Annotated in this window: 23 protein-coding genes; 17 read left to right on the top strand and 6 right to left on the bottom strand. The window is 67.0% G+C overall.

All coding sequences use genetic code 11. The annotated features are described in order from the left end of the window. Nucleotides 1-23 precede the first annotated feature (23 nt). Complete coding sequence (locus BN996_RS04555; protein ID WP_089777387.1) at nucleotides 24-1,415, bottom strand: FAD-binding oxidoreductase; 1,392 nt, start codon at nucleotides 1,413-1,415, stop codon at nucleotides 24-26. Between the two features lie 209 nt (nucleotides 1,416-1,624). On the opposite strand from BN996_RS04555, the gene BN996_RS04550 reads away from it, so the two are divergent. From BN996_RS04550 to BN996_RS04525, 5 genes are all read left to right on the top strand, one after another. After that, nucleotides 1,625-1,888, top strand: coding sequence for a hypothetical protein (locus BN996_RS04550; protein WP_089777386.1), 264 nt, complete (start codon nucleotides 1,625-1,627; stop codon nucleotides 1,886-1,888). A gap of 1,034 nt (nucleotides 1,889-2,922) precedes the next feature. Continuing rightward, on the top strand, nucleotides 2,923-3,819 hold the full coding sequence (locus BN996_RS04540) for a helix-turn-helix transcriptional regulator (protein WP_089777384.1): 897 nt from the start codon (nucleotides 2,923-2,925) through the stop codon (nucleotides 3,817-3,819). Nucleotides 3,820-3,919: 100 nt separating this feature from the next. Next, entirely contained in the window at nucleotides 3,920-4,909 is a 990-nt protein-coding gene (locus BN996_RS04535) for a VOC family protein (RefSeq protein ID WP_089777383.1), read from the top strand. Nucleotides 4,910-5,060: 151 nt separating this feature from the next. Then, nucleotides 5,061-6,173, top strand: a complete 1,113-nt coding sequence (locus tag BN996_RS04530) for a pyridoxal-phosphate-dependent aminotransferase family protein (RefSeq protein ID WP_089779827.1) — start codon at nucleotides 5,061-5,063, stop codon at nucleotides 6,171-6,173. 16 nt (nucleotides 6,174-6,189) lie between these two features. Further along, a complete protein-coding gene (locus tag BN996_RS04525) occupies nucleotides 6,190-6,561 on the top strand; it encodes a tautomerase family protein (RefSeq protein WP_089777382.1) in 372 nt (123 codons plus the stop codon). Here the strand turns inward: BN996_RS04525 and BN996_RS04520 are convergent. Continuing rightward, nucleotides 6,522-8,414 carry a PAS domain S-box protein gene (locus BN996_RS04520; protein WP_089777381.1) on the bottom strand — a complete coding sequence of 631 codons (1,893 nt, stop codon included), beginning with the start codon at nucleotides 8,412-8,414 and terminating at the stop codon, nucleotides 6,522-6,524. The genes BN996_RS04525 and BN996_RS04520 overlap by 40 nt on opposite strands. Before the next feature lie 122 nt (nucleotides 8,415-8,536). Here BN996_RS04520 and BN996_RS04515 point away from each other — a divergent pair, with 122 nt between their 5' ends. Beyond that, a complete protein-coding gene (locus BN996_RS04515; RefSeq protein WP_089777380.1) occupies nucleotides 8,537-9,895 on the top strand; it encodes an NRAMP family divalent metal transporter in 1,359 nt (452 codons plus the stop codon). Between the two features lie 19 nt (nucleotides 9,896-9,914). Here the strand turns inward: BN996_RS04515 and BN996_RS04510 are convergent, their stop codons facing one another. Then, entirely contained in the window at nucleotides 9,915-10,601 is a 687-nt protein-coding gene (locus BN996_RS04510) for a plastocyanin/azurin family copper-binding protein (protein WP_089777379.1), read from the bottom strand. Nucleotides 10,602-10,871: 270 nt separating this feature from the next. On the opposite strand from BN996_RS04510, the gene BN996_RS04505 reads away from it, so the two are divergent. The 9 genes from BN996_RS04505 (at nucleotide 10,872) to BN996_RS20470 (ending at nucleotide 19,934) form a co-directional block, all read left to right on the top strand. Then, entirely contained in the window at nucleotides 10,872-11,471 is a 600-nt protein-coding gene (locus tag BN996_RS04505; protein WP_089777378.1) for a hypothetical protein, read from the top strand. A 15-nt stretch (nucleotides 11,472-11,486) separates the two neighbouring features. After that, on the top strand, nucleotides 11,487-12,122 hold the full coding sequence (locus BN996_RS04500; RefSeq protein ID WP_089777377.1) for a QcrA and Rieske domain-containing protein: 636 nt from the start codon (nucleotides 11,487-11,489) through the stop codon (nucleotides 12,120-12,122). A gap of 1 nt (nucleotide 12,123) precedes the next feature. Next, a complete protein-coding gene (locus tag BN996_RS04495; RefSeq protein WP_089777376.1) occupies nucleotides 12,124-13,548 on the top strand; it encodes a cytochrome b in 1,425 nt (474 codons plus the stop codon). A 422-nt stretch (nucleotides 13,549-13,970) separates the two neighbouring features. After that, a complete protein-coding gene (locus BN996_RS04485; RefSeq protein ID WP_089777375.1) occupies nucleotides 13,971-15,605 on the top strand; it encodes a lipopolysaccharide biosynthesis protein in 1,635 nt (544 codons plus the stop codon). A 483-nt stretch (nucleotides 15,606-16,088) separates the two neighbouring features. Further along, entirely contained in the window at nucleotides 16,089-17,747 is a 1,659-nt protein-coding gene (locus BN996_RS04480; RefSeq protein WP_226908700.1) for a PKD domain-containing protein, read from the top strand. A 3-nt stretch (nucleotides 17,748-17,750) separates the two neighbouring features. After that, nucleotides 17,751-18,089 carry a hypothetical protein gene (locus BN996_RS04475; RefSeq protein WP_089777373.1) on the top strand — a complete coding sequence of 113 codons (339 nt, stop codon included), beginning with the start codon at nucleotides 17,751-17,753 and terminating at the stop codon, nucleotides 18,087-18,089. Then, nucleotides 18,086-18,979, top strand: coding sequence for a hypothetical protein (locus BN996_RS04470; RefSeq protein WP_226908699.1), 894 nt, complete (start codon nucleotides 18,086-18,088; stop codon nucleotides 18,977-18,979). Before BN996_RS04475 ends, BN996_RS04470 begins: the two co-directional genes overlap by 4 nt. 40 nt (nucleotides 18,980-19,019) lie before the next feature. Further along, nucleotides 19,020-19,397 carry a hypothetical protein gene (locus BN996_RS04465; RefSeq protein ID WP_007275256.1) on the top strand — a complete coding sequence of 126 codons (378 nt, stop codon included), beginning with the start codon at nucleotides 19,020-19,022 and terminating at the stop codon, nucleotides 19,395-19,397. After that, complete coding sequence (locus tag BN996_RS20470) at nucleotides 19,398-19,934, top strand: hypothetical protein (RefSeq protein ID WP_226908698.1); 537 nt, start codon at nucleotides 19,398-19,400, stop codon at nucleotides 19,932-19,934. 15 nt (nucleotides 19,935-19,949) lie between these two features. Here the strand turns inward: BN996_RS20470 and BN996_RS04455 are convergent, their stop codons facing one another. After that, nucleotides 19,950-20,393 carry a Tat pathway signal protein gene (locus BN996_RS04455; protein ID WP_089777372.1) on the bottom strand — a complete coding sequence of 148 codons (444 nt, stop codon included), beginning with the start codon at nucleotides 20,391-20,393 and terminating at the stop codon, nucleotides 19,950-19,952. Nucleotides 20,394-20,435: 42 nt separating this feature from the next. After that, a complete protein-coding gene (locus tag BN996_RS04450; RefSeq protein ID WP_089777371.1) occupies nucleotides 20,436-21,821 on the bottom strand; it encodes an NAD(P)/FAD-dependent oxidoreductase in 1,386 nt (461 codons plus the stop codon). A gap of 331 nt (nucleotides 21,822-22,152) precedes the next feature. Between BN996_RS04450 and BN996_RS04445 the strand changes: the two genes are divergently transcribed. Together BN996_RS04445 and BN996_RS04440 are read left to right on the top strand one after the other, a co-directional pair. Continuing rightward, nucleotides 22,153-22,380: a hypothetical protein gene (locus tag BN996_RS04445; protein ID WP_089777370.1), complete on the top strand. Its 228-nt coding sequence runs from the start codon at nucleotides 22,153-22,155 to the stop codon at nucleotides 22,378-22,380. Between the two features lie 58 nt (nucleotides 22,381-22,438). Further along, complete coding sequence (locus BN996_RS04440) at nucleotides 22,439-23,398, top strand: D-2-hydroxyacid dehydrogenase (RefSeq protein ID WP_089777369.1); 960 nt, start codon at nucleotides 22,439-22,441, stop codon at nucleotides 23,396-23,398. Nucleotides 23,399-23,403: 5 nt separating this feature from the next. On the opposite strand, the gene BN996_RS04435 is transcribed toward BN996_RS04440, so the two are convergent. Then, a complete protein-coding gene (locus BN996_RS04435; RefSeq protein WP_089777368.1) occupies nucleotides 23,404-24,453 on the bottom strand; it encodes a D-glucuronyl C5-epimerase family protein in 1,050 nt (349 codons plus the stop codon). Nucleotides 24,454-24,484: the final 31 nt, after the last annotated feature.

The following is a 24,484-nucleotide window of genomic DNA, read 5'->3' as shown; positions in this document are numbered from 1 at the left end:
CCGGTCCGTTTTCCGTGACGCGCTCACCGGGAGGCCGACGGCGCGACGTTCTGATTCAGCCGGAACAGGTTCGTCGGGTCGTACTCGTCTTTCAGGGCGACGAGTCGCTCGTAGGCGGGGCCGAACGTCGTCCGCACCAGCTCGTCACCGCCTTCGAGGAAGCCGGGGAAGTTCAGGTAGACGGTGCCGTCGGAGAACCGCCGCATGTCGTCGATGCAGTCGCGGACCCACGCGACGTTCTCCGCGTCGGCGTCGGGGTCCTCCCAGTTACCCTCCACGCCGAGGAGGTACGGCGCGCCCCGACCGGCGAACGCGCTCTCGTCCGCGCCGACGTCGGCGATTGCGCCGCCGAGGTGCCACACGTCGACGGTCGAAAGCGGCGACGGAGCCGCGTCGGTCCAGTAGCCGAGTCGTTCGATGACGTCGTCCGAAAGCCCGTCGAGGTAGAGCGACTTCCAGTAGTAGCGCATGCCGTCGGGGTAGTCCTCGTCGAGGAGGCGCTGGAGTTCGACGTAGGGCATCACGCCGCTGAAGTCGGCGATTGGGTCGGCGAACTCGCGGAGCGGTGCGAGCGCCTCGGTTCCCTCCTCGGGCGGACCGGCGTAGCAGCCGAGAACGCCGAGTTTCGGAGTCGCCGCCGCCTCGCCGAACAGTTCCTCGTCGGGAAGCACGCCCGAGAAGGTGAGCGCGCTCACCTCGTCGGGGGCGGACCGCGCGTACTCGCGGAAGTCCCGCAGGCGGTCCGGGATGTCGGCCGCGGGGTAGAACACCAGACACATCGCGACCTCCGGGCCGACGGGGTGGAGTTCGAACTCGAAGCCGGTGACGACGCCGAAGTTTCCACCCCCGCCGCGGAGCCCCCAGAACAGGTCGGCGTTCTCGTCCCGGCTCGCGGTCACGACTTCGCCGGCGGCGGTGACGAGTTCCACCGACCGGAGGTTGTCGCAACTGAGGCCGTGCTTCCGGCGGAGGTGTCCGAGGCCGCCGCCGAGCGTGAGTCCGGCGACGCCCGTGTCGGAGACGACGCCGCCCGGCGCGGCAAGACCGAACAGTTGCGTCTCGTGGTCGACGTCGGCCCACCGCGCGCCCCCCTCGACCCACGCGGTTCGCTCGTCGGGGTCGACCCGGACGCCCGTCATCTCCGAGAGGTCGATGACGATGCCGTCGTCGCAGACGGCCGTTCCCGCGACGTTGTGGCCGCCGCCGCGAACCGCGACGACGAGGCCGCTCTCCCGCGCGTAGTCCACCGACCGGACCACGTCGGCGACACCCGCACAGCGGACGATGAGCGACGGTCGCCTGTCTATCATCCCGTTCCACACCGCGCGGGCCTCGTCGTACTCGGCGTCTCCCGGGCGAAGGACTGTTCCGCGAAGGCTCGCGTCGAAGCTGTCGCGTTGCTGGTCGTTGGACATGCGTTGCCATTGGTTCGCACGGCCGTTAGCCTCAACTCCCGAGAGGTGTGTTCCGGCGTGAGTCGCGTTTCACTCCGTGAGACAAGTGGGTCCGATGACGCTATCGAGAGTGTTCGTTTCAGACACCGCGTCGAAGTCGTGCTGAACACAGCGCGCGTATCGGTCGGCTCAACCCCCACGATTATGTCAGCTCTGTATTACTACTATCCATGGAGCGATTTTACGTATTTTACGCGTGCTTGGCGGTCTATGGTGCGGCCTTCGCAATCGGGCCAGTCCTCGCTCTCACCGAGGGGAGCGCGGGCCTACCCATCATCTTGGGTAGCATCGCTGGAGTGGGGCTGATACTCGCATCAGTATACGAGATGTCCACCGGGTCTCCATCCGACTTCGAGATCGGCGATTTAGGATTCTGGGCCGTAGTCTTGGGCGCTGTGGGAGTTCTCTCAGTTCAGGTGTCTACGTCACTCTGAGTGTGGATTCGCGACCTCTCTAGATCGATGACGAATACGCACGCTTTTTCAATCGGTTCGTTTGGCTCGCCCAGTGGAAACAGAGAGCGGCGGTTTGCCGAATACAACGCGCGAGTCGGTCACTGGCGCTGACGAAATATATTAGACGTCCGACCAGTACTCGTTCACAGATGCGTTGCAACCGACATCTGACCGCTATCGATGACTGACAGTGACGACGAGTTCGGTGGTGTGTGGTCCGGCGTGAGTACGGTGCTGGTCGCACTGCTCGCTATCGGCGTTCTCGTCTTCACGACAGACCCCATCGATACTGCTGGCGTTGTCGCCGGAATCGCTCTCGCGCTCATCGGTCTTGTACGGGTTCTCGCCCCCCCGAATCTCGCCGTGGTTCGAGCGCCTCAGCCATCGCTGGACTGGCCTGTGTTGGATAGTCGTCGGTGGCGGGATAGCGACGCTTGGGCTCGTTGTCTCGTCGACAGCCGGAACGCTCGTTGGAGGGGTCGTCCTCGGGGCACTGTTCGTGTTCTATGGAAGCCTCGGTATGCTCGGTCGATAGTCTCACCGCAATACGTATCACGCCGCACCTGTCAGCAGCCGCGTTACAGCCGTGTCTCGTGATTATGGTTCATAACGTCTCCATGCCAACACTGTCAGGCCACAGACGAACCCGCCGAACGCGCCCCGACTCACCGCACTCACCCACTGTCCGCCGAAGAGCACCGATTCGAGGAGAACGTAGAGGAGAACCCACAGAACCACCGTTACGAGAACGAAGACCCACGGAGTTTCCAGACTAAATTGTCTGACAGTCTTCACGTTTGACATTGAGACCCCGCCACGAAGTATGTGTTTTGTCTGCACCGCGTCCACTAATCTACCAAAGAGGGGTCCACCACGCCATTCCAACGAGACGCTGCAGTGAGCCGGTGGAACCCAACCGAGGTGGAACCCGTTGCTGAAGGGGCGCGCCACCGACCACTGAGCGCCGAGGGATGAAGTTACTACTCGGGCCGACCAACTAGCCAGTGATTCACATGCACAGTTCCGACGGCGGTTCCGGCGGTGGCGACGGTTCGCCGCCGGAGCCGTCGGTTCTGGACGCGATTCTCGAAAACGCGCGGAACCGCCGACGTCTCGGACGGCAGTTGTCGACCGCGGGTGAGCGCATCAAGACGGACGACCTCGTGGACGTCGTCCGGCACGGTCCGCTACTGGAGGCGCTCCTCGACGAACCGCTGGACAGGCGGGGAATCGAGGACCGACTCGGGGTCTCGAAGGCGACGAGCCACCGCTTCACGCGCTGGCTGGACGAGCGGGGACTCGGCGAGCGAACCGACCGCCGGTTCCGGTTGACCGGCCTCGGAGAAGTCGTCGCCGAGGAAGTCCTGCGATTCGAGGCGAACGTCCGAACCGCCCGGCGGTTGACGCCGCTCCTCGACGCCATCTGCGACGACCACGACGAGTTCGTCGTCGAACCGTTCGCGGACGCGACGGTGACCGTCGCCGAGTCGGAAGACCCGTACCGCCCCGTCGAGCGGTTCGTCGAACTCGTCCGCGGGTCGGAGACGTTCCGCGGGTTCAACACCACGCACATGGCCCCGCTCGTCTTCGGCGAGTTCCACCGGCACGTCTTCGACGAGACGGAGACGGAGATTATCTACCGCCCCGAAATCGCGGAGAAACTGTTCGAGACCTATCCGGAGCGCGCACGGGAGGCCATCGAGTGCGGCCACCTCCGGCTTCGGACCCGCGGCGAACTCCCGTACGGACTCGCCATCTTCGACGACCGCGTCGGCATCGGCGGCTACGACGAAACGACGGGGCTGATGGAGGTGTTCGTCGACACCGACGCGCCGATTGCCCGCCAGTGGGCCGAGCGCGTCTACGCGTCGGTCAGGGCGGACTCCGTGTCGCTGGATGCGGAGGCGTGACCGGCGAGGGGGGACGGACGCTCGACCTGCTGACGCCGCCGCGACCCGGTAACACTCGCGTCAGCGGATACTCAAGTCCTTCCGGCCCGTAGCGCTTCCCATGGCAGAACCCACGCCGACACCCGGCATCCACCACGTCACCTGCATCGCGGGCGACCCCCAGCAGAACCTCGACTTCTGGGTCGAGACGCTCGGCCTCCGCCTCGCCAAGCGCTCCATCAATCAGGACGACCCCAGCACGTACCACTTCTTCTTCACGGACGCGGAGGGGACGCCCGGCACGAGCATGACGTTCTTCCCGTGGGAGAACCTCTCGCGGGGGAAGGTCGGCACCGGACAGGTCTCCCGCACCGCGTTCCGCGTGCCCGAGGGGAGCCTCGACTACTGGGAGGACCGATTCGACGAGTACGGCGTCGACTACGACGACCGAGTCGAGCGGTTCGGCGAGACCGTCCTCCCCTTCAGCGACCCCGACGGCCTCCCGGTCGAACTGGTCGAAGTCGAGGTTCCCGACGACGACCCGACCGTCCCGTGGACCGAGTTCGTCCCCGAAGACGTCGCGATTCGCGGCTTCCACTCCGTGACGCTCTGGCTGGCCGACCCCCAGCCCACCGAAGACCTCCTCGAAACGATGGGCTTCGAGCGCGTCGGCACCGAGGAAGCGCAGGGCGACACCCCCGGCGACGAGCGGACGCGGTTCGCCGCGACCGGGAGCGTCGGGAAGTACGTGGACGTGTTGCCGACAATCGAGAGCGGTCGACAGGGCCTCGGCACGGTCCACCACGTCGCCTTCCAGACGCCGACCGACGAGGACCAACAGGCGATGCGCAAGGCCGTCCAGTCGAAGGGCCTGCGCCCGACGGCCCAAATCAACCGCCACTGGTTCCGGTCGGTCTACTTCCGCGAGTTCGGCGGCGTGCTGTTCGAACTCGCCACGAGCGACCCGGGCTACACCGCCGACGAACCCCTCGACGACCTCGGCGGCCGCCTCGTTCTCCCCGGCGAGTTCGAAGGTCGGCGCGAACAGATAGAGGCCGGACTGACCGACGTGACGGTCCCGCGGGCCGAGTCGGCCGAAGCCGACGACTGACTCCCGACCCCGAACCGGTCCGGAACCGTTCCCGCCCGGTGGACGCCCCGTTTTGTCCCGTGTTAACACCGCCTGAGCGACTGCGACGAGTGTCGCAATCACAAGTACCATCATCGCCCGCGACGCAGTGGTCCGTATTCAGGTGGATGACGTGACGGAAAAACGCGAATACACGGACGACTATCAGGACAAGACGCTGTACATCCCCGGTCCGACCGAGGTGCGCGAGGACGTCATCGCGGAGATGTGCCAGCCGATGTTCGGCCACCGCATGGACCGCATGACCGACCTCTATACCACCATCGTCGAGGACACGAAGGAGTTCCTCGGCACGGACAACGACGTGATGATTCTCACGGGGTCGGGCACCGAAATCTGGGAGTCCTCGACGCTCAACCTCGTCGACGAGAACATCCTCGTGCCGACCTGCGGGAGCTTCAGCGAGCGCCACGCGAACGTCGCGGAGCGACTCGGCAAGAACGTCGACCGCATCGAGTACGAGTGGGGCCAGGCCATCAAGCCCGAGGACATCCGCGAGGCGCTGGAGTCCAGCGACAAGCAGTACGACGTGGTCGCCACGGTGATGAACGAGAGTTCGACCGGCGTCCGCAACCCCATCGAGGAGATCGGCGACGTGGTCGCCGAGTACCCCGACACCTACTTCGTCGTCGACGCGGTGTCCGCCCTCGGCGGCGACTACGTCGACATCGACGAGCACAACATCGACGTCATCTTCGCCTCGTCGCAGAAGGCGTTCGCCATGCCGCCGGGGCTCGCCGTCTGCACCGTCAGCGAGGACGCCTACGAGCGCGAACTGTCGAAGGACTCGGCGTCGTGGTACGGCGGCTTCCAGCGCGCCCTCGACTACTACGACCGCAAGGGCCAGACCCACTCCACGCCCGCGATTCCCATCATGCTCGCGTACCGAAAGCAGATGAAGTACATGCTCGAAGAGGGCCACGAGGGGCGCGACCAGCGCCACCGCGAGATGGCCGAGTACACCCGCGAGTGGGCCTACGAGCACTTCGACATGTTCCCCGAGGAGGGCTACGAGTCCCAGACCGTCGCCTGCATCGAGAACACGCAGGGCATCGACGTCGCCGCCACCATCGAGGAGGTCAACGAGAAGTACGACATGGCGTTCTCGAACGGCTACGGCTCCGCGCTCGGCGAGAAGACGTTCCGCATCGGCCACATGGGCGAACACGACGTCGAGTCCATCAAGGCGCTGACCGACGCCATCGAAGACGTGGCGGACCTGTAGGGAAGCCCCGTCGCAGATGCCGCATCTCCAGTTCGACCTCGACTTCGAGGTCACGGCGCGCGAGGCGGACCAGTTCGCCACCGAGATGGCCGAGCTGTACGCCGAGCGGATGGACGCCGACACCGACTACGCCGCCGTCACCGTCCGCGAGGTCGAGGCGATTCATCTCGGTCGGGCGACCGGGGACAAGACCGTCGTGTTGCAGGCCGACATCCGGGCGGGTCGGTCGGCGGACCGGAAACGGGACCTCGCTCTCGCGGTCATCGAGGCCGTCGCCGAGCGGTTCGGCGTGCCGGAGTCGAACCAGAAGGTCGTCTTCACCGAACACGAGGGGAGCCAGATGATGGGCTACGACCGCGTCGGCGACGACTGGTCCGAGTCGGCCTGACCGGGGGCGGTCCGGAGTTCGACCGCGAAGACGGAACCGCAGGGGTCGTTGTCCTCGACCCACACGTCGCCGCCGTACTTCTCGACGAGCGACTGCACGAGGTACAACCCGAGGCCGGTTCCCCGACTCTCCAGTCCCTTCTCGTCCTTCGCGAAAATCGACTCTTTCCGCTCGTCGGGCACGCCGCGCCCGTCGTCGGCGATTCGGACGACGACGCGGTCGCCCCCCTCGGTCTCGGAGACGGAGACCTCGATAGTCGGCTCGTCCCCGTCGGTGTGCTGGACGGCGTTCGTCAGGAGGTTCCGGAAGACGGACCCGAGCATGTCGTCGGCGAGCACCGCGACCGTCGGCAACTCGGCGTCGACCGTCACGCTCGCGTTGGGTGCCATCTCTCGCAGCGACGCGAGTTCGCCTCGCAGCACCGGGACCAGCGGGACCGGTTCGGTCTCGACGCCCCGACTGCGCATCATCTCGGCCATGTCCCGCGCCGTCTCCGTCAGTTCGACCGCGTGATTGGCGCGCTTCCGGACGATTTCGACGTACTCCCGCGCCTCGTCGTCGGCGACGCGCTCTCCGAGCAGTTCCGCGTAGGCGGTCACCAACTGCAGGTCGTTGCGCACGTCGTGACGGACGACCTGATTCAGCACCGATAGCTCGTCGCGTTGTGTTTCGAGGAGGCGGTTCTGCTCGCGGAGTTCCGCCTCGTAGCGCTTCCGCGTCGTGATGTCGCGGGCGACGCTCAGGACGACCGTCCTCTCGCGGTAGGTCACGAGGCTCGAACTGATTTCGACGGGAATCTCCCGGCCGTCTTTCGCCCGGTGGACCGTCTCGAACACCTGCGTGCCGTCCGACGGCATCTGCGTGATGAGCGCCGATGCCTCGTCGTCGCTGAGTCCCGCGTCGATGTCGTGGACCGTCATCGAGAGGAGTTCGTCCCGCGAGTAGCCGAGCAGTTCCACCGCGGTCTCGTTCACCGCGAGGATGTGGCTGTCGATATCGATGACCCAGACGGTGTCGTTCATCCCGTCGATGAGCTCTTGGTACTCCTCGCGGGCGCGCCTCAGTTTCCGCTCTCGCTCTCGTCGGTCGGTGATGTCCCTCGATACGCCGATGACGCCGACGACTTCGCCGGCCACCTGAAACGGCGCGAAGCGGTAGCTCAGCGTCCGCGACTCGCCGTCCGGCGTGACGAGTTCGGTCTCGCCTTCGAGCGAGTCGACCTCCTCGTCCAAGAGCCGCTGATACGGGTCGCCCGGGCGTTCCTCGCGGACCGTCTCGACGAGCAGGCTCCGCTCGCCTTCGAGTTCGGCGGGCGTCATCCCGTAGAAGTCGGCCAGGTAGTCGCTCGCGAGGAGGAATCGCCCTTCGCGGTCGTACAGGCACGCGCCCTCCAGCATCTGTTCGAAGACGCGCTCGTAGACGAGCGACTGGGCGACCCGCCCCGGAGCGGGCGGTGCGACCACCCGCTCGACCCGGGCGGCCACCTCGTCGTACCCCTCGCGGTCCCGCACTCGAACGTAGTCGGTGACGCCGGCGTCGAGGGCGTCGCTCGCCGTCAGCCCGCGTTCCCCGTCGGCGACGACGAAAAACGGCAGGTCGAGAGCGCGTCTCCGAACCGCGGCGAGGAAGTCGAGCGTGTCCATCTCCCCCGCGTCGGTCGACGCGAGGACACAGTCGAAGTCGGAGTCCGAACCGGCGTCGGCGCCCCCGAGTCGTTCCAGCGCCGCGGTGGCGGTGCGAACCTCCTCGACGTCGACCCGCGCCACTCGCCGACGGGCGGCTTCGACGATCGCCGCCGCGACGCTCGAATCGGCGACGACGAGGAGCCGGACCGTTCCACCACCATCATGCATTACCTAGGACACTCACGACCGTCAGATAAAAGGTCGCGCGCCGACTCCCGCGACGCGAGATATTATCCGGTTGTATTACTCAGTAACAACACTTTTGTGACGACCGCCGAGACCACGACGGCATGAACGAACCGAGACTCGACGTATCGGCGGTGATGAGCGGCGACTGGCGGGGATATCTCTCGGAGATGGGGCCGTCGTGGGTCGCGGGCGCGGTCGCGGCGGGACCGGCGACGATGGCGACCGTGCTCACGGCGGGGGCGACGTTCGGCTACGCGATGCTGTGGGTCGTGCTGCTCTCGGCGGTGCTCGGGGCGTCGGCGCAGTACCTCTCGATGCGGCTCGGCCTGCTCACGGAGGACGGCATCGTCTCCGTCGTGGAACGCGAGTTGGGCGACGGCTGGGCGTGGGTGCTCGTCGCCGACGGCGTGCTGGCGGCGGGGCTGGCCCAGTTGGTCATCATGCAGGGTCTCGCGAACGTGAGCGCGACGATAACCGGCGTCGACGCCCGCGTCTGGGGCGTCGTGTGGGCCGTCGTCCTCGCCGCCGGCCTCGCCGGGCGCGGCTACCGCTTCGTCGAACTCCTCGCGAAGGGACTCGTCGCGGCCGTCGTCGCCGCGTTCCTCGCGTCGCTGGTTTTGGTTCCCATCGACCCGGCGGCCGCGGCCGGCGGGCTCGTCCCGCGAATCCCCGCCGGCGTCGACGGCGCGCTCGTCGCGGCCGGCATCCTCGGCGGCGCGGTCCACATCACGCTCATCACGATGCACTCGTACACGATGCGCGCTCGCGGCTGGACGACCCGCGACTACGGGCTGGCGACGTTCGACGTGGGCGCGTCCATGCTCGTCGCCTTCGGCGTCTACAGCCTCGCCATCTTCCTCGTCGCCGCGAGCGTCCTCCACAGCCCCGAGGTGGCCGCGAGCGACCTCTCGGCGGTGGCGGCCGCGCAGGCGCTCGGCCCGATAGCGGGCGCGAACGCGAAGTGGCTGTTCCTGCTCGGCCTCCTCGGCGCGGCCGTCTCCACGCTCGGCGGCAACACCGTCGTCCCGCCGTTCCTCGTCGCCGACAAACTCGGCTGGGGAACGGACCTCTCGGACGGCCGATACCGCGCGCTCCTCGCCGGCGTGGCGCTGTTCTCCGGCGTCGGCGCGTTCCTCGGCGGGGCCTTTTTCCCGCTTCTCGTGTTGGTGCTTGCGTTCGGCCTCGTCGGCACGCCCTTCGCAATCGCCGTCGTGCTCGTCTTACTCAACGGCGACGCGGTCGCGGAGCCGAACTCGACGCCGGCGAACCTCGGCGGCGTCGTCCTGTTCGCGGTCACGACGGTCCTCGCCGCGAACTTCGTCCGCTCGCGGGCGCTTTCGGACCTCGGCGACCCGCTTTCGGTCTTCGTCGTCGTCTTCGCCGCGGCCATGGCGGCGGCGACGCTCGGCCTGCTCGGCAAGTTCGTCCGCGAGACGGTCGCGCGACCGACCGCGGCCTGACGGGGGGGTCGTCGCGGCCCTACTCGCTGTAGCGGCCCGACGCCCGGTCGTACTTGGAGACCATCGCGACGACAGCGGTCCCGAGACCGCCCATTGCGGCCCAGAACTGCCACGGGAGCGACCCCGAGGACCCGCCGCTCGGCACGTAGGGGTACGACAGCGACCCCGCCTCGACGATGTCCGCCGACCCGGGCATGAGACCTGACCCCGGTTCGTTCGGAATCGCGCCCTCCTCGGCCGGGCCGCCGGGCTCGCCGCAGACGACCCGACCGACCATCCCGAGCTGTTTGTGCGGGCTACAGAAGTAGTCGTAGGTGCCCTCAACCTCGAAGGTGTACGAAAAGCTCGCACCAGATTCCTCAAGGAGGCCGCTGTCGAAACCGGACGCGTCCGCCGGGATGCGCCCCTCGGCCTGATTCGACTCGGCGTAGGCCGTCGCGGAGTGGTCCCCGCTTTCGATGACCCACTCGACGGTGTCGCCGGGGTCGACGTGCAGTCCGACGGGGTCGAAATAGTACTCCCCGTCTTCTGTCACCATCTGGATAGTATGGGTGGCCGAGCCGCCGCCGCCCGAACCGCCGCCGGCGTCTGTACCCCCGTCGGAACCGGCGGTCGAATTCCCGCCCGACGCCCCGGTGACGCCCGTCGACGCCCCGAGAACGGCGATTCCACCCGCAATATTTTTCATGAACGTTCGTCTGTTCATAATGGATTTCAAGTTTGAATTACCGCTGATACGGCCGACTACGTGACCGTTCGTCTACTATCTTGTAGTTCTGTTGATTCCCGAACATCCCGAAACAGAAAAACAGATAACCGCTCGTCTGAACGCTTACGTGGCATCGTCGCTCCCGCGAACCCACGGTCGCCGCCGCGGCCGCGGGAGCGCTAATCCGGCATCAACAATTACGTAAAACTATTGGTACATTCATGAAATTCGTGGTGAACCCGACCCGACGTTCGGCGGTGAGAACCGATGCGACGTGAGACCGCAGTCATCCTGCTCCTCATCGCGGTCGTACTGCTCCCGATGTGGTACGTCGCGCTGACGAGCGGGACCGAAGGCGGGGGTATCGGCGTCGGCACCGGCGCGGAGCCGGTCGCCGTCAACACCTCGTCCGACCTCCAGCCCGCGAGCGGCTACCTCCCCGGGCCGGTCGAAGTCGGCGTCAATCAGGCCGGCGTCGTCGCGTGGGTCGCGCTCCTCGGGATGGTCGGCGTGATGGTCGGGACGAAACGGTTCCTCGACCGCATCAGCCACCTCGACGACTCCGTCGTCGCCGACGGCGGCCGCGCGACCGTCTCCGTCCCGCCGTACATGGAGACGGAGTCCCGGCGCATCCTCGACTACGTCCCGGCCGTGTCGTCGCGGACCGGACTGCTCGTCGTGGCGCTCCTCTCGTGGGTGGACGTGTCGTTCGCCGCCCTCCTCACGCTGGAGGGGCTCGGCCCGGCGCGGACGCAGTTCCTCGGCACCTACGCCGGGATGCTGTTCCTCTCGCTCGCGCTGACCGTCCTCGCGTACACGGCGTACTTCGTCCCGAGCATCACCGTCGCAGAGACCAGAGACCACTGACCAACCGCACAGACCATGCGCAAACGCACCAACGACACCGACACAGACCGCTCGGACATCCCGCAGACAGACGACGAACTGACGCGGCGAAACATGGCGAAGCTCCTCGCCGGCATCGGCGGCGCGGCCGCCATCGGAAGCTTCGGTATCGGCTACGCCGCGGGCCTCCCCGGCAGTCTCGACACCGGAAGCGAGACGCTCTACGTCGAGGGCACGCGCCTCGTCGACAGGGACGGCAACCCCCTGACCGCCGCCGACGCGCTCTCGACCGACGAGTTCGACAAGATGGACGTCTTCCCGGAGAAGGAAGGCGGCGGGGCGCTCGTCACGAAGCGCGCGACCACGCTCCTGCTTCGGTTCCCCGAAGACGAGTACGAGTCGCCGACGAACATCGAGGGGACGGCCAAGGGCTACGTGGCCTACTCGAAGGTCTGCACCCACGAGGGCTGTCTCGTCGCGGGCGAACAGGACTCGGAGCTCCGGTGTCCCTGTCACGGAAGCCTCTACGACCCCACGAAGGGCGCGTCCGTGACCGGCGGCCCGGCCTCGCGGGCGCTCCCGCAGCTCCCCCTCGGCATCGCCGACGACGAGGACGGGACGCTCCTCCTCGCGACGGGGCCGTTCGAGGGACCGATCGGGACGGAGGAGTGAGATGACGGGGACAGCACCTGACGACGGCTCCGGCGACGACCGACCCGACGCGCGGCCGGACGGCGGCGAGGCGGGCGGCGACCTGCCGGGGACCGACCTGACGGTCCGGACCCACGAGGCGTACCCGAGAAACGCCCTGTTCGACTGGCTGGACCAGCGGCTCGAACTGGACCACACGCTCCTCGGCAAGGCGTTCCCGGAGGACAACTACGGCTCGTTCCTCCTCGGCGAAATCGCGCTTTTCACCTTCGTCATCCTCGGCCTGACGGGGACGTTCCTCGGCCTCCTGTACAATCCGGCGGTCAACGCCGTCACCTACGAGGGCAACGCGCTCCAGTACGCCGGCACGGAGGTCCCCGCGGCGTTCGCGAGCGTCCTGCACATCACCTACGACACCACCTTCGGGATGTTCGCGCGCATGATGCACCACTGGGCGGCGTACATCTTCATCGCCGCCATCGCCCTGCACATGTTCCGCGTCTTCTTCACGGGCGCGTACCGCAACCCCCACGAGCCGAACTGGTTCATCGGGAGCACGCTGCTGCTTTTCGCCCTCGTGGAGGGCTTTTTCGGCTACGCGCTCCCCTACGACAACTTCAGCAAGACCGCGACGACCATCGGCTTCCAGATGACCGGCACGATTCCGGTCGTCGGGTCGTTCCTGCAGTCGCTCGTCTTCGGCGGGGCGTTCCCGGCCGGGGCCGACCAGGTCATCCCGCGGATGTTCTTCCTCCACGTCTTTCTCATCCCGGCCGCGCTGGTCGGCGCTATCGCCCTCCACATGGCCGTGTTGATGCGGCAGAAACACACCGAACACGCGCCGAGCTCCCGCGGCGAGGGCCGCCCCGACGACGATGACGACAGCGTCGTCGTCGGAATGCCGCTTTTCCCCCAGCAGTTCCTCGTCTCGACCATCGTCTTCCTCCTGACGGCCGCGACCGTCGCCTTCCTCGCCGGCTTCTTCCCGGTCCAGCGCATCGCCGCCATCGGCCCGGCGACGCCCACGTCGACGCCCTCGCACGTCGGCCCGGACTGGTTCTTCATGTGGGTGTTCGGCTCGCTGAAGATGGTGCCCTCGTGGCTCGGCGAGTGGGGCCGGTTCGCCGGCGGCGTCGTCGTCCCCTCGCTCATCATCGGCGTGATGATGCTCTGGCCGCTCCTCGACAACCCCGAACACCCGGTCCACTTCACCGCCGACCCGCTCGACCGACCGCTCCAGACGGCCCTCGGCGTCGCGGCCGTCATGCTCATCATCGTCCTCTCTATCGACGGGATGCGGGCCACCGTCGCCGCCGTGCTCGGCGTCTCCGACGCCGTTCTCTACCCGTGGCTCGTCGCGCTGACCGTGGGGATGCCGGTTTTCGACTTCGCGGTCGTCTACTGGCTCCTCAAACGCCGCAAGCGCCGCCTCGGGACCGCCGGCTGACCGCACAGACCCCGACTCACCGAACTCGACTTCGACTATGAACGTTCCACTCTCCCCCCGCGCGTTCCGCCTCGTCGACGGCGGCTCGAAACTCGTCGGCCTCGTGGCGATAGCCGCCGCGCTCAACGGGGCCGCGGCCCCGCACTCGCTCGTCGTCGGACTCGTCGGCTTCGTCGTCGGCGTCGGGACCGCGTTCCTCTCGCCCCGCGAGGAGACGCCACCCGACGACCGCGGAGACGACTCCGCCCCGGCGGCCGACCCCGCCGACGGCCGTCCCCGACGGCCGCTCACGAGCCTCGCAACGCGCCTGTGGCGCAGTCGGCTGGCCCGACTGGGAGTGACCGCGCCGCCGAGTCCGACGGCGGCTCGCGGGCGAATCACGCGACTTATTTTCGACCCCGACAAGCGACAGAGACGCGACCGTGTCCTCCGATACACCCGACGGCGGCGGTCCCGACGACCGCGCTCCCGCACCCGTCCCCACACCCGACAGCGACACTCTCGACAGCGACATCCCCGACGACGAACGCGAGGCGCTGTTGACCATCGGTCACGGCGCGGTCGTCGCCTCCGGCGGGCAGTCGCTCCCGCGGGCGCTGACGACGGCGACCGAGTACGTCCTCGCACAGGGGTTCGGCCCGGTCGTCTACGGCGTCTACGCGTTCGCGTGGCGAATCGCCCAACTGCTGTTCCGCCTCGTCAACTTCGGGTCGGTCGGGACGCTCCAGCGGTACCTCTCCGCGTACGACGACGACCCCGCCCGGCAGGGCCGGGTCGTGGGGCTGGCGTATCTGACGACGCTCGCCGTCGGCCTCGGACTCGCAGGCGGATTGGTGCTCACGAGCGGGCGGCTCAACGACGCGACGGTGTCGCACCCCGAGTTCCCGCCGACGATTCACCTGTTCGCGGCGCTCGTCGTCCTCGTCGGACTGGTGCGGATTCACGCCGGCGTCCTCAGGGCGGTGCAGTCGGCCCGCGGCGAGGCGCTTTTCAATCGCGTCCTCCGGCCGGCGGTCAAGCTAGTGGGTGCCGTGGCCGCGATGGCGCTCGGCTACTCGCTGGTCGGCGTCGCCGCCGCGTTCGTCGCCGGCATGGCCGGACTCGTGGTGCTGGGCGCGCCGTTGGTCGTCTCGGCGAGCGGCATCCGCCCCTCCGTCGGCGGCCTCCGTTCCGAGGCCCGTCGGTTCTACAACCACTCGGCCCCCATCGCGCTGAGCAGCCTCGGCAAGGTGTTTCAGAACCGCGTCGACGTGATGCTCGTTGGGTTTCTCCTGACCGCGAAGGCGGCGGGCGTCTACAACGTCGTGCTCGTGTTGGTGACGCTGGCGTGGATACCGCTTCTCTCGTTCAACATGCTCCTGCCGCCGGTCGCGTCGGGGCTCTACGCCGACGACGAGATGGAGACGCTCAACGCGGTGTACTCGGCGGTGACGCGGCTCATCGTCACCTGCGTCGTTCCGATTCTCGCCGTGCTCGCGGTGTACGGGCGGTCGATTCTCTCCGCGTTCGGCCCGAACTTCGCGGCGGGATACGTCCCGCTCGTGGTCTACCTCGGCGGCGTGCTGGTCGGCAGCGCCGTCGGCGCGACGGGGTGGTTGCTCATGATGACCGACCACCAGTACGCCCGGATGGCGCTCGACTGGCTCTTGGCCGTCCTCAACACGCTCCTCACGTTCGCGTTCGTCCGGGCGTTCGGCCTCGCCGGCGCGGCGCTCGGGACGGCCGTCGCCATCGCCGTCCAGAACTCGGTTCAGGTCGTCCTCCTGCGGCGCTTCGAGGGGCTGTGGCCCTTCGACGCGACGTTTCTCAAACCCCTCGGCGCGGGCGTCGCCGCGGCCGGCGTCATGCTCCTCGTCCGCGAGGCGCTGGCCGGGGCCGGCGTCCTCGTCGCCGTCGCCGGTGCGATACTGGGTGCGGTGACCTACGTCGTCGCGCTCGTCGCACTCGGCGTCAACGACCGCGACAGACTCGTGGCGACGGCGCTGGCCGCGCGGTATCGCCGGGCGATACTCGCGGCCCTCGGCGAGCGGCGTCCCGGAACGCCCGGGGACCGATAGCGGTCGCTCTCGGGAGTTCGGATTCGTCTCGCTCGCGGGTCGAACCGTTCAGCAGGCACATCCAAAACCTTCTCCGCCGGGTCAACTGGTTCGTATCCGAACTACAGTCCTACAGAATAGACCACAAGAGACGCGCCCTCAGCCCTCCTGAAGCCGTTTATGTCGTCGTTTGGTGTCTTACAACCAAGAGGTTGAATAGGACAGGGAGCATAGTTAACAGGGCTCATGGTTGGGGGGAGGACGGTATACAAACTGGGGGTGCTCGCACTGATACTGTTTCTCGCGGCCGGGACTGTCTCGTCGCAAAGCGTGACGACGGGTCCGCGGTTGGAAGCCTCTGCGAGGGTTTCACAGAGCGTCGTCGAAGCAGGGGACACGGTTCGAATTAGCTTCAGTGTCGAAAACGTCGGGGATTCGGACGAGTCCACCACGTTTTATCTCTTGTTTCCCGAGTCGAACGGGGGGTTCCCGGATGAATGGGAGATGGTCGACCGATTCGATGACGGTGGGTCGTGGACCGGACCGGGTGCGTGGTTTCACAAGGTACACTGGGATTGGTCTGGCCTGGATGCCGGCGAGTCGGTCGACCCGTGGATGGAGTTCAAGGTTCCACCGAGCGCAAGCGGTGTCTACACGATAACGTGGGAGCTCGACTACTCGGGTGGCGGCGGGACGAAGACCGTCCAAATCGACGTCAGAGAACCCAACACGAAGCCGTCACCGGAGTTCTCTATCAGCCCACAAGACCCGAAGGCCACACAACCGATTACGTTCAACGGGTCCGCATCGTCAGACCGTGGCGGTCGCATCGTCCAATACCGCTGGGACCTGGACGACGACTCGGAGTTCGAGTCTTCGGGACCGGTGGCCCGACACTCGTTCGACGCCCCTGGTCGATACACAGTTCGTCTCACCGTCGTCGACGACCGCGGGGCGGACGCGACCCTCTCTCAGCAGGTCGTGGTACGAGAGAACGAAAACCCCACCGTGACGATGCCGTCTCTCTCGACGATACGTGAGAGCCAGCGTGTTCAAATCGCTCTCCCGACCGTCGAGGACCCCGACGGCATCCGGTCGATAGAGTGGGACGTCGACGGTGACGGGAGCGTCGACCGAACGGGCGAAGCGGTGTTTCTCAGTTATGACACGCCGGGGACGTACACCGTCTCAGTCACCGCCACGGACGCATTCGGCGCCACGACGACGAGGAGCCGAGAAATCGTCGTCGTTGCGAACGAACCGCCGACCGCCGAGTTCGAACCGAACGAAACGCGGGCGAAGGAACTCGACCCCATACGGTTCGACGCGAGCGCGACGACCGACGACGGCCGCATCGACGCCTATCGGTGGGACCTGAACTCCGACGGCGAGATAGACGCGGAGGGTGAATCGGTCACGCACGCGTTCGAGACGCCCGGGACGGTCACGGTCACGCTTCAGGTGGTCGACGACCTGGGGGAGACTGACTCGGCGCGGCGAGAGATTCGAATCGAACCGAACCCGACGCCAACGCCGCGGTACGACCAGTCACCGGCGAAGGTCGCGGTCGGGATGACGGTCACGCTGGACGCCTCCTCGTCGACCGACGACGGCTCTATCGAGCGCTACAGCTGGGACCTCGACGGCGATGGCGAGCCTGAGATGACCGGTCGGACGGTGACGACCCGTTTCAACCGCACCGGCAGGTTCCCCATCTCGCTGTCGGTGACCGACGACAAGGGGGCGACGGCGACCCACGAGGGAACCATCACCGTGCGGAGCCTGCCGCGAGCCGATGCCGAGGTCAGCCGGACCAGCGCGACTGTCGGCGATGAGCTGTTCTTCGACGGGCGGAGTTCGACCCACGAAGACGGCTCTATCGCCGAGTATCACTGGGATTTCGACGGCGACGGCTCGTTCGAAGCGACGGGCGCGACGACCAGACGCTCGTTCGAGGAACCGGGGACGCACGTCGTCCGACTGCAGGTCGTCGGCCCCGAGGGGTTCACCGACGAAGACACGGTGAGCATCTCCGTCACCCCGAGACCACTGTGTGGACAGAACTGCCGGATTGGACTCGTCACCGCGGTCGCGGTGGTGGCTGGTCTGTTCGTCCTCTGGAGAGTTGTCGAGCACTTCGGGTTCTGGTCCCGGCGAGGGTGAACCGTGCAGTCAGCGTTCCATCGTCTCGTCGCGGCCGCCTCGACAGAGGTCGTCGTGGGGCTGGCCGACAACTGGCTCAACGTCGTCATCGTGGGCGACGTGGTGTTCTTTGTCGGCTGTCTCGGCGCTGTGCTGTGGCTGACCTCCAGTCAGCAGACCTCGGCAGTTGAGACGGCCGTTCTCTTCGTTGCTCTCGGCGTGGCCGGAGCGGTCCTCATAACCGAGGTTCCGGTCGTCCGTGAAGCGGTGAGCGCGGTCGCGTTCGTCTTCGCCCTCGCGCTCCCCATCGGAATCGCGGTCAGTACCGTCGACCGGCTGATGAAGAGCGATATCAGGTCATGAGCGGGCTCCGAACCGTCCCCCTGATGGAGACCGCGCCGGCACAGATCGGCTACTTCTTCGACATCTATCCCCGCATCGCGGGACCGGTGATACTCGGAGCGGGTATCGTCGCTCTCATCTGGTGGTACGTGTACGACGTCGAACTCGCGCGCCGCCGGTGGAGACCGGGATACGGACAGCGATTACTCCTGGCGACGCTTCTCGTCACAGGTGGGTTCGTGGCGGGCGTGGGGTTCTTGGCTCGAGGCGAAATCGTCTGGCTCTACGCCGCGCTCGTGTTCGTTATCGGCCGCGTGCTTCAGGGGGCCGTCTTCGTCCAGTTCCTCCGGAAGCTCGGAGTTATCCTGGGGCGCGTCGTCGACGCGGTCTCCGGTGGGGGCGGTGGCGACGGTACCTCAGTCGTCCGTCGCTTCGTCGTGAGCCGGCTCCGACGGTGGGCGTACTTCGGTATCCTCACCCTCGTCGCGTTCGGTAGCGCCGCGGTCGCCTTACTGGGCGGGGTGGTCACCGATGCCCCGGCGTTCGAAACGGTCGCGCTCACGTGGACGGTGTTTCTCGCGATATCGACCCTCGGCACGCTACTGTGGGACCTCCGGTACGCGGCCCCCGACATCCAACGTCTCCCCCTGTTCGGACTCCTCCTCTGTATCGCCGGGACGGAGGTCTACGTCTTTGACCTCCCGCCGCAGGTCCGGTCGTTCGCGGCCCCGTACGTCACCGAGTATGCGCCCGTTGTACAGTTCCTCCAACCGATGGACTGGGTACTGCTCGCCGTCGGTCAGGTGGCACTCCTCGTCGGAGTCGCGTTCTCCACTGCCGTGCTCTTCTTCGGCCCCACGGACTCCGATGACGAACGGGAGACCGACGTGGCCCGTCCGGACGCGAAGTAGACTACACGTCACTGGTACAGCAGTACACTAATTTCAGAACATGCCTGTGAGTATCGACGACTTCGAGTCGGGGAACCTCCCACAGGGACCATCGGTCCCCGAGCAGGTGGTTACGTATCTGTACGCGCACCGCGACCAGGCGTTCACCCGGTCTGAGATTGCCAGTGCCATCGACGAGAACCCAAACGCAGTCGGAACCGCCCTCTCGCGGCTGAAGGCACGTAATCTGGTTCGGCACCGGGGAGAGTACTGGGCAATCACCCCCGACGAAAGCCGCCTCGCTGACGCATACGACCTCCACGTCGCAAGTGAGCGATTGGACGAGAACGATGGCGGCATCGACGCCGACGAGTGGGACTCGACGGCCCCGGATACCCCGCATCCGAGCGAACGGGACGTGAGTGAGGACGAGTCCTAGATGCAACCGGAGCGCGGCGACGTCGTACGGAGTTCGGATCCGTTCAAAATCGGGACTGGTAGACAGCGTCCGTGGCTAATTGTCGACAACGAGACGCACCCCTTCGACGGCGAACAGTACATCGCAGTCGCCATCTCGACGAAAGCGTACGACGACTCGCTTGCGCTCTCAGCCGACGTCTGGGAGACTGGCGGTGTCCCTCGGGCACCGTACGTCTCCCCATGGGCTGTACACTCTCCACGAAGTGAGGATTTCGTCGCCTGGCAAGGCCGCGTGACGGATGCGTTCGTCGAACAGGTCGTAGCCAAACTGGAGACGTATCTCCGCGGAGGTAGGATGTCGCCCAGAACACTAACGGCCGGTCTCATCCCGAGGCGGCGTGCCGCGTCGACCGGGAAACCCTCGTGCCGGGCGGTCCGTCTTTCGGGCGCGGACGTTCCGAAGTACGCCGGCGTCAGCCGGCCAGTAGCTGTTGCGCACCCGGGTTCGCCGTGCTGTCATCGCTCCCGAAGCGGGAACACTCGGCCGGGGACTTGAGGTACGCACCCGACCCTAGCGCGCCGGGGGTAAAACGAGTTCCGACCGGCGGGCGTCGTCGCCGGCGAAAAAGACGGCTCGAAGTCGGACGACCTGCCCGTCGACGCGGACGTAGTAGCGGCGGTCTTCCGACTTGTCGACCGACGGGAGCGCGTCGAGGTCCTCGCGGAGGGCGTCGTAGTCGCTCAGGCAGTCAGAGATGCTCGACTCGCGGGGGTGTCCTTCGGCGGCCGCTTCGACCACCTTCAGCACCCACGGGCTGTTTGCGACCCGCGGGTCGTCCACGTCGACGACGGTCGCCCCGTCGGGGGCCGACCCGACCAGTTCCGCCCGGAGCATGATTTCGGCCGACGAACAGCCTCGAAGCGACGAACAGCCCGCGACCCCGCCGGTCAGCCCGACGCCGACGGCCGCGGCTCCGCGGCGGAGCAGTTGACGGCGAGAGGGTCGACCGGCCATCGACTGACAGAGATTCGGAGAAACTGATAAGTCTTCCGTCGGCTACAGCGCGTACTCGTCTTCGCGCAGTTGGACGTACTTGCCCTTGCGGTACTTCACTTTCGTCCGCTGGTACTGCGTGGCGAGTTTGGCGGCGCTGAACCCGGCGCTGAGCTTCGAGGCGCCGAACGCCTTGTAGCCCTCGTCCTTTTCGAGGAGCTTCCGGGCCGCCTTGAACGTCTTGTCCCACTGGGCGGGGCCGTAGTCGTGGACGATTTCGGCCATGGCGACGTTGCGGAGAATCTCGTCGCCGATGGCGTCCTTCCAGCGGTCGTTGTAGTCGCTCAGGTCGCCCTCGGCGGCGAGTTCGCCGGCGATGGCACCCGTCCGGACGGCGACGTGGTCGCCGCCCTCGTGGAAGGCTGAGGTCGCGCCCATCGCGCCGCCGGTGACGGCGATACCGGCCGACGCGGGCGAGTCGATGGGTCGCGTCGAGGAGATGGCGTACGTCTCCGTTCCCTTCGTCTTCCCGCGGTCCTCGACGAGCGGGAAGTCCTCGTCGACGTCGTACTCGTCGCCGTACTCCTGTTCGAGGAGGCGGCGGACGTACTCGCGGCCCTGCGGGATGCGCTCGTCGTCCTCGCGGAGGAGTCTGTACGCATCGCGGTCGTCGACCTCGTCGATGTCGAGGCCGATGGGCATCGTGAGGCCGACCCGGCAGACGTTGTTGTCGTTCGGGAACACCCACGGGTACGCCGTGTGGCCGGGCATGTAGCCCCACCAGAACTTGATCGCGCCGTCGACCTCGTCGAACAGCTCCGGGGGGAACTCGCGGTGTTCCTGATAGGCGATGTGGTTCGCCTCGGTCGACGACAGGCGGTCAGTGACGGGGAACGGAAGCAGGTCGTCGAGCACCTTGTTCGTGACCGTCCGCTGGGGGCCGTCGGCGAGCACGACGAAGTCAGCGCCCACGTCCTCGCCGTTGGCGAGGCGGACGACGTGTCGGGGGTCGTCGCCGGTCGCGTCGAGGTCGGTCTCCACGTCGCGCACGGAGGCCTTCACGCGGTACTCCGCGCCGGCGTCCTCGGCGCGGCCGCGGAGCCAGTCGTCGAACTTCGCGCGGTGGAAGGTGTAGCCGAACTCGTCGTACGAGGAGTCGATGCCGGTACTGCGGAGCGTCAGCGACTCGTTCGGCCCGATGAACTCCGCGCGGTCGAGGATGTCGAGAACCACGTCGTCGGGGAACTCGTCGGGGTGGATGCCCATGATGTCCACCCAGTAGTCGAGGATACCGGCCGCGTCCGTCGAATCGGGCCCGAGGCCCGGTCTGTCTGCTCGGGGGACGCCCTTTTCGAGGACCAGGGCGGAGGCCCCGGCCGAGGCCGCGGCGTGTGCCGCCGACGTGCCGGCCGGACCGCCGCCGATGATGGCGACATCTACGCGTTCCATACCGCTACAGCACTTCGCTCGGCTATTAAACCCCCTGAAGCGCCGCGGCGTCCGACGGTTTCGAGGCCGCGCGCCTCAACTCCGCTCGGGGCGTTCTCCAGCGCGTGACGCGACTGTGACATCGACGCGCCGCCGCTCGCATCCTCCACGGAGCCGACGTTCCCGCGGATGAACTGATGCGGGACTCCCCACTCAATTTCGGGATTCGATAATTTGATTTTCGTCGGACACCGATTACGGCGCTCGCTTTCTCCCGATAATACCAACTAAATACAGTAGTTGATAACCAGAGACGGAGGTTTATAGCGGAGACCGCGGTAGCTCCGAGTCAATGACCGCAGACGAGTTGGACGAACCGAGAGAGCCCGTCGTGTTCCGCGACGAGACGGGCGACCTGGTCTTCGTCGACGGCGGCCCCGCCCCACAGGGGTACGCACCCGTAGCGTGGAAACTCGGCGAAGACGGCTCCCGGTTCGTCGTCGACCCGACGGTCGACGCGGTCGCGGTCACCCGGACGATTTCGAAACGTCGCCCGCGCCGGCGCGACCCCATCGAGTGAGCGGTCCTCCCCCGCCCGAATCGGACAGATTCATCACCGCCTTCGAGAATCATCGGGCATGTCCGACCCAGACATCGCGGTGCTTCGGCAGAAGATTCACGGCCTGTCTGCCGAGGCGTACGCCGAAACGCTTCGCGAGCGCCTCCCCGACCGCGAGGTCGCCCTCGCGACGACGCCCGAAGCGGAGCGAGACCTCCTCTCCCGCGCCCGAGTCGCGACCGGCTTCGACGTGGACGAAGCGGACCTCGACGCCGCCGAGAACCTCGACCTGTTCGCCTGCGTGTTCGCCGGCACGGGCCACCTCCCCATCGAGGCGTTCGAGGCGCGCGACGTGGCCGTCACCAACGCCTCCGGCGTCCACGGCCCGAACATCGCCGAGCAGGTCCTCGGGAGCCTCCTCTATTTCGCCCGCCGCTTCCACGTCGCGGAACGCCAGCAAGACGCCGCCGTCTGGCAGTCGTACCAGACGGTCGAACTGCAGGGCTCGACGGTCGCCGTCGTCGGCCTCGGCGCGCTCGGCGAGGCAATCGTGGACCGACTCGAACCGTTCGGCGTCGAGACCGTCGGCGTGCGCTACTCGCCGGCAAAGGGCGGCCCGACCGACGAGGTCGTCGGCTTCGACGACGAACGGGGCCTCCACGACGCCTTCGCCCGCGCCGACTACGTCGTCATCGCGTGCCCGCTGACCGACGCCACCCGCGGCCTCGTCGACGCCGACGCGTTCGCGTCGATGGCACCCGACACCGTGCTCGTCAACGTCGGCCGCGGCCCGGTCGTCGACACCGACGCGCTCGTCTCGCAACTCCGGAGCAACGGCATCCGCGGGGCGGCCCTCGACGTGACCGACCCCGAACCGCTCCCGTCGGACCACCCGCTGTGGGACTTCGAGAACGTCCTCATCACGCCCCACAACGCCGGTCACACCCCGAAGTACTGGGAGCGCATGGCCGACATCATCGCCGAGAACCTCGACAGACTGGACGCCGGCGACGACGACCTGCGGAACCGCGTGGTCTGAGCGCTCTAATCCGCCCGCTCTCCGCCGGCGTGTTTCCACTCGCTCGGCGGCGTTTCGTATCCGCTCGATTCGGCGGAGTCCGACTCGAACCGGCGCTCCATCGTTCTGAAGTAGTCGTCTCCGGTGAGATGATAGAGCACGCCTATCTGGTGGGTGTGGACCGCGTGATAGGTCTCGTTGCCGCGGTAGCCCGCCTCCTTGTCGAGGCCGTACCAACTGACTTCGCCGGGCACTCGGTACTCGCTGAGGTGGTCGTACACCGTCGTTATCGCGGCGTTCAGGAGCCGCTCGACCCAGTCCGGTTCGTCGAAGACGAGCCAGTATTCGTAGAGGCCCCACAATCCGACGAGAAAGCCGTTGAGGACGTGCGTCGGCGGGTCTGCGGGGTACTCCTCGATCCAGTAGTAGCCGTCGTCGACCATCACGGTCCACGGGCCGTCGGTCGCTCGGGGGATGCGCCCGAAGCTCTCGGCGACGGCGTCCGCAATCCACTTGTGCCGGACGTCGCCGGTGTGTTCGTACAGGCGGACGTACGCCGAGAGCGCCGTCCCCTGCGCCATCCCCGAGTACCACGGCGGCTCCATCTCGGCGCTCGACCCGCCTTTCGGCATCGTGTACGGGAAGTACGGCACGCCCTCGACCCGCGTCGCGTTGTCCAACGCGGCCTCGCCGATGGACATCGCCTTCGACAGAAACGGGTCGGCCCCGCGTTCACGGTAGCAGTGTGTCAGCCGCATCATCGCGCGGAAGGTGCGAATCGGCATCTGCCCGGTCTCGCCGTCGATGGTCGCGGTCTGTACCTCCTCGATTCCCGAGACGTCGCCGAGGTCGTAGAGACAGCGCGGCGCTTCGCGGCGACCGAGGATGAACTGCGGGTGGTGTTCGAACGACGTTCGGCGCAGGTCGAACGAGCGCCGCGTCGCTTCGACGTCGAACCGAGCGCCGTCGCGCTGGGCTCTCGATACTTCGGTCCCCAGTGGGCCGCCCCGGCCGACGCACCCCGAACTGCCGGCGACGAGGGCCGCGACGAACGACCGTCGAGTGGGTGCGTCCATCTACGGGTGAACTCGCGTGTGATCGTCGACG

Origin of the sequence: Haloferax massiliensis (assembly GCF_001368915.1) — an archaeon.
Taxonomy (GTDB): Archaea; Halobacteriota; Halobacteria; order Halobacteriales; family Haloferacaceae; genus Haloferax; species Haloferax massiliensis.
This window is presented reverse-complemented; position numbering and strand designations above follow the sequence as displayed.

What these genes read in the sequence shown, in the direction of transcription:
- BN996_RS04500 (WP_089777377.1), top strand. Translation starts at nt 11,487, where the DNA reads ATGCGCAAACGCACCAACGACACCGACACAGACCGCTCGGACATCCCG.
- BN996_RS04540 (WP_089777384.1), top strand. Translation starts at nt 2,923, where the DNA reads ATGCACAGTTCCGACGGCGGTTCCGGCGGTGGCGACGGTTCGCCGCCG.
- BN996_RS04555 (WP_089777387.1), bottom strand. Translation starts at nt 1,415, where the DNA reads ATGTCCAACGACCAGCAACGCGACAGCTTCGACGCGAGCCTTCGCGGA.
- BN996_RS04495 (WP_089777376.1), top strand. Translation starts at nt 12,124, where the DNA reads ATGACGGGGACAGCACCTGACGACGGCTCCGGCGACGACCGACCCGAC.
- BN996_RS04435 (WP_089777368.1), bottom strand. Translation starts at nt 24,453, where the DNA reads ATGGACGCACCCACTCGACGGTCGTTCGTCGCGGCCCTCGTCGCCGGC.
- BN996_RS04525 (WP_089777382.1), top strand. Translation starts at nt 6,190, where the DNA reads ATGCCGCATCTCCAGTTCGACCTCGACTTCGAGGTCACGGCGCGCGAG.
- BN996_RS04465 (WP_007275256.1), top strand. Translation starts at nt 19,020, where the DNA reads ATGCCTGTGAGTATCGACGACTTCGAGTCGGGGAACCTCCCACAGGGA.
- BN996_RS04440 (WP_089777369.1), top strand. Translation starts at nt 22,439, where the DNA reads ATGTCCGACCCAGACATCGCGGTGCTTCGGCAGAAGATTCACGGCCTG.
- BN996_RS04470 (WP_226908699.1), top strand. Translation starts at nt 18,086, where the DNA reads ATGAGCGGGCTCCGAACCGTCCCCCTGATGGAGACCGCGCCGGCACAG.
- BN996_RS04535 (WP_089777383.1), top strand. Translation starts at nt 3,920, where the DNA reads ATGGCAGAACCCACGCCGACACCCGGCATCCACCACGTCACCTGCATC.
- BN996_RS04505 (WP_089777378.1), top strand. Translation starts at nt 10,872, where the DNA reads ATGCGACGTGAGACCGCAGTCATCCTGCTCCTCATCGCGGTCGTACTG.
- BN996_RS04480 (WP_226908700.1), top strand. Translation starts at nt 16,089, where the DNA reads ATGGTCGACCGATTCGATGACGGTGGGTCGTGGACCGGACCGGGTGCG.
- BN996_RS04450 (WP_089777371.1), bottom strand. Translation starts at nt 21,821, where the DNA reads ATGGAACGCGTAGATGTCGCCATCATCGGCGGCGGTCCGGCCGGCACG.
- BN996_RS04510 (WP_089777379.1), bottom strand. Translation starts at nt 10,601, where the DNA reads ATGAACAGACGAACGTTCATGAAAAATATTGCGGGTGGAATCGCCGTT.
- BN996_RS20470 (WP_226908698.1), top strand. Translation starts at nt 19,398, where the DNA reads ATGCAACCGGAGCGCGGCGACGTCGTACGGAGTTCGGATCCGTTCAAA.
- BN996_RS04550 (WP_089777386.1), top strand. Translation starts at nt 1,625, where the DNA reads ATGGAGCGATTTTACGTATTTTACGCGTGCTTGGCGGTCTATGGTGCG.
- BN996_RS04455 (WP_089777372.1), bottom strand. Translation starts at nt 20,393, where the DNA reads ATGGCCGGTCGACCCTCTCGCCGTCAACTGCTCCGCCGCGGAGCCGCG.
- BN996_RS04445 (WP_089777370.1), top strand. Translation starts at nt 22,153, where the DNA reads ATGACCGCAGACGAGTTGGACGAACCGAGAGAGCCCGTCGTGTTCCGC.
- BN996_RS04515 (WP_089777380.1), top strand. Translation starts at nt 8,537, where the DNA reads ATGAACGAACCGAGACTCGACGTATCGGCGGTGATGAGCGGCGACTGG.
- BN996_RS04520 (WP_089777381.1), bottom strand. Translation starts at nt 8,414, where the DNA reads ATGCATGATGGTGGTGGAACGGTCCGGCTCCTCGTCGTCGCCGATTCG.